Below are 2,600 nucleotides of genomic sequence, written 5' to 3' on the forward strand. Positions count from 1 at the left end.
GGTTGTCGGCCCGAAGGAGATCATGGACCACGCGCCGGCCTTCGCGCTGCAGACGACCGCCGGCAACCCTGTGGCGGCGTCCGCCGGCAACGCCGTGCTGAAAACGATCGACAGCGAAGGCCTGGTCGAACGCTCGGCGCGCGTCGGCACGCTGTTTACAGATTCGCTGCGGGCGCTCGGCGCAAAACACGAAATCATCGGCAACGTGCGCGGGCGTGGCCTTGCCGTCGGTGTCGATCTGGTCAAGGACCGCAAGACACGCGAGCCGGTCGCGGCGGCGACGACGGCCAAGATCATCTATCGCGGCTACGAACTGGGTGCGGCCTTCACCTATGTCGGGCTGAAGGCCAATGTGCTCGAATTCATGCCGCCATTGACGCTGACCGAGGACGAAGTGGCTGAGGGCGTGGCCATCGTCGACCAGGCGATCGCCGATGTCAGCGCCGGCAAGGTCTCAGACACCGATGTCGCGTCCTTCATGATGTGGTAGCGGGGGCCAGATGAAGGGCGGCGCGCCCGCCATTGGGAAAAGCTACCCCACCCATTTCTCGTAGTCGGACACCAAGAGGTGCAGCGGCGCGACATCCTCGTCGATGTCCGCGAAGCGGCCGATCGGTTCGCGGAAGACATTGTCGGTAAGATCGTCGTTGACGGTCGACACCTCGCCGATCAGCACATCCTTGCCCTCGGCCCAGAAGGCGTGCCAGACGCCCGGCAGCAGCGTGACGCTCTGGCCTGGGTCGAGCTTCAGCAGCCCGCCCGCCGGCAGCCTGTGGATGGTTCCGTCGACAGGCACCGATACCTCGGCCTTCGGATCGATGCCGCCATCGCGATCATGCATGAACAGTTCCAGCACCAGTCTGCCGCCGCCACGGTTGATGATGTCTTCGGCCTTGATGTTGTGGCGATGCATTGGTGACAGCTGATCCTTGCGCGAGATCATGATCTTCTCGGCATAGAGCATGCCCATGCCCTTCTTCATGTCCTCGTAGCGACCGTTGCGAACGGTGAACAGGAAGAGGCCGAGTTCGCCAAACTTGCCCTGGCCGTAATCGGTGATGTCCCAGCCGAGCCGAGAGGAGAAGATGGCCGACGAATCCTGCCGGCGCGCCTTCATCTCTTCCGGCGACCAATAGGCGAAGGGCGGCATGATGTAGCCGAACGAACGGATGAAGGCATCGGCGTCGCGGATGATGTCGTTGACGGTGGAACGTTTCATGGTCGTGATCCTTCTTCAGGCGGCGCCTACAGCGCATAGCCGAACACCGATCCGGTGTCGACGCAAACCGCATGCTGGCCTCATGACATCCGGTTCGATCAAGGCCATAAGTCCAGGTAAATTCCTAGGGTGGCATTCCATGCTAAGCATAGACGACCTCGATACGCCGGCGATCCTGATCGACGTAGACCGCGCCGAAGCCAATATCGCACGGGCGCAGGCCCATGCCGACCGCCACGGGCTGAAGCTCAGGCCGCACATCAAGACCCACAAATTGCCTTACTGGGCAAAGAAGCAGATCGCAGCGGGTGCGGTCGGCATCACCTGCCAGAAGATCGGTGAGGCCGAGGTGATGGCCGATGCCGGCCTCACCGACATTTTTCTCCCTTACAACATTCTGGGCAAGGCCAAGCTGGAGCGCCTCAAGGCGCTGCACGGCCGTGTGACGCTGTCGGTGACATCAGACAGCATGGAAACGCTCGGGGGTCTCGCCGCCACCTTCACCGATCCAGGCCAGCCGCTACAGGTGCTGGTGGAATGCGATACCGGCATGGGCCGCTGCGGCGTCCAGTCGGCCAGCGAGGCGGTCGCATTGGCCAGAGAGATCAACAAGGCCAAGGGGCTCGCCTTCGGCGGGCTTATGACCTATCCCGCGGCAGGCCGCGCTGCCGAGGCTGAGGCATGGCTCGCCGATGCACGCCAGGCGCTCGCTGCATCCGGTCTTGCCTGCGAACGCATCTCCAGCGGCGGCACGCCGGATATGTGGCGCTCAAGCGAGGCTTCCGTCGTCACCGAGTACCGCCCCGGCACCTACATCTATCTCGACCGCTACCAGGTCGCCAAAGGCGTCGGAAGCCTCGACGATTGCGCGCTGACGGTGCTGTCGACGGTGGTCAGCCATCCGACGCCGACACGGGCCATCCTCGATGCCGGCAGCAAAGCCTTGTCCAGCGACACACTGGGGCTGCCTGATTTCGGCGAATTGCTCGGCGTTCCGGGCGCCACCGTCACCGGCCTCAGCGAGGAGCACGGCAACATCACGCTTTCCGGCGACGCCAGGCTGCGTATCGGCGAGCGCGTGCGCGTCGTGCCCGACCATTGCTGTGTGGTCACCAACCTGTTCGACGAGGTGCATCTGGTCGACGGAGAACGGGTGCTGGAGACGCTGCCGGTGGCGGCACGCGGCCGCATGAGCTGAGATCGAGGCCGTTCGGACCGAACGACCGTTTGGATCAGGGTTGGACAAGCGGACCCAGCGCAGCCCTCAGCGGATCGAGGGCATCGCCGTACAGTTTCCAGCGCTCGACCGAGGACGAATAGATCGGCTGGCGTACCTGCCAGCGGCTCGGCGTGCGCACCGTGCGCTCGGGTTCGTGGAAAC

3 protein-coding genes are annotated in these 2,600 nt (G+C 64.0%); 2 read left to right on the forward strand and 1 reads right to left on the reverse strand.

The features are described 5' to 3' along the window. On the forward strand, positions 1-490 hold a 490-nt coding region (locus tag EOC93_RS33240), incomplete at its 5' end, for an aminotransferase class III-fold pyridoxal phosphate-dependent enzyme (protein WP_127206726.1). A gap of 42 nt (positions 491-532) precedes the next feature. Here the strand turns inward: EOC93_RS33240 and EOC93_RS33245 are convergent. Then, positions 533-1,219: a D-lyxose/D-mannose family sugar isomerase gene (locus EOC93_RS33245; RefSeq protein WP_127206727.1), complete on the reverse strand. Its 687-nt coding sequence runs from the start codon at positions 1,217-1,219 to the stop codon at positions 533-535. Positions 1,220-1,358: 139 nt separating this feature from the next. On the opposite strand from EOC93_RS33245, the gene EOC93_RS33250 reads away from it, so the two are divergent. Further along, positions 1,359-2,417 (forward strand): D-TA family PLP-dependent enzyme, encoded by a 1,059-nt coding sequence (locus EOC93_RS33250; protein WP_127206728.1) that lies wholly within the window; start codon positions 1,359-1,361, stop codon positions 2,415-2,417. The last annotated feature ends 183 nt before the right edge of the window (positions 2,418-2,600 follow it).

It is taken from the genome of Mesorhizobium sp. M6A.T.Ce.TU.002.03.1.1, assembly GCF_003997275.1.
Classification (GTDB): Bacteria; Pseudomonadota; Alphaproteobacteria; order Rhizobiales; family Rhizobiaceae; genus Mesorhizobium; species Mesorhizobium mediterraneum.

Coding starts and splice junctions, on each gene's coding strand:
- EOC93_RS33245 (WP_127206727.1), bottom strand. CDS start 1,219: ATGAAACGTTCCACCGTCAACGACATCATCCGCGACGCCGATGCCTTC.
- EOC93_RS33250 (WP_127206728.1), top strand. CDS start 1,359: ATGCTAAGCATAGACGACCTCGATACGCCGGCGATCCTGATCGACGTA.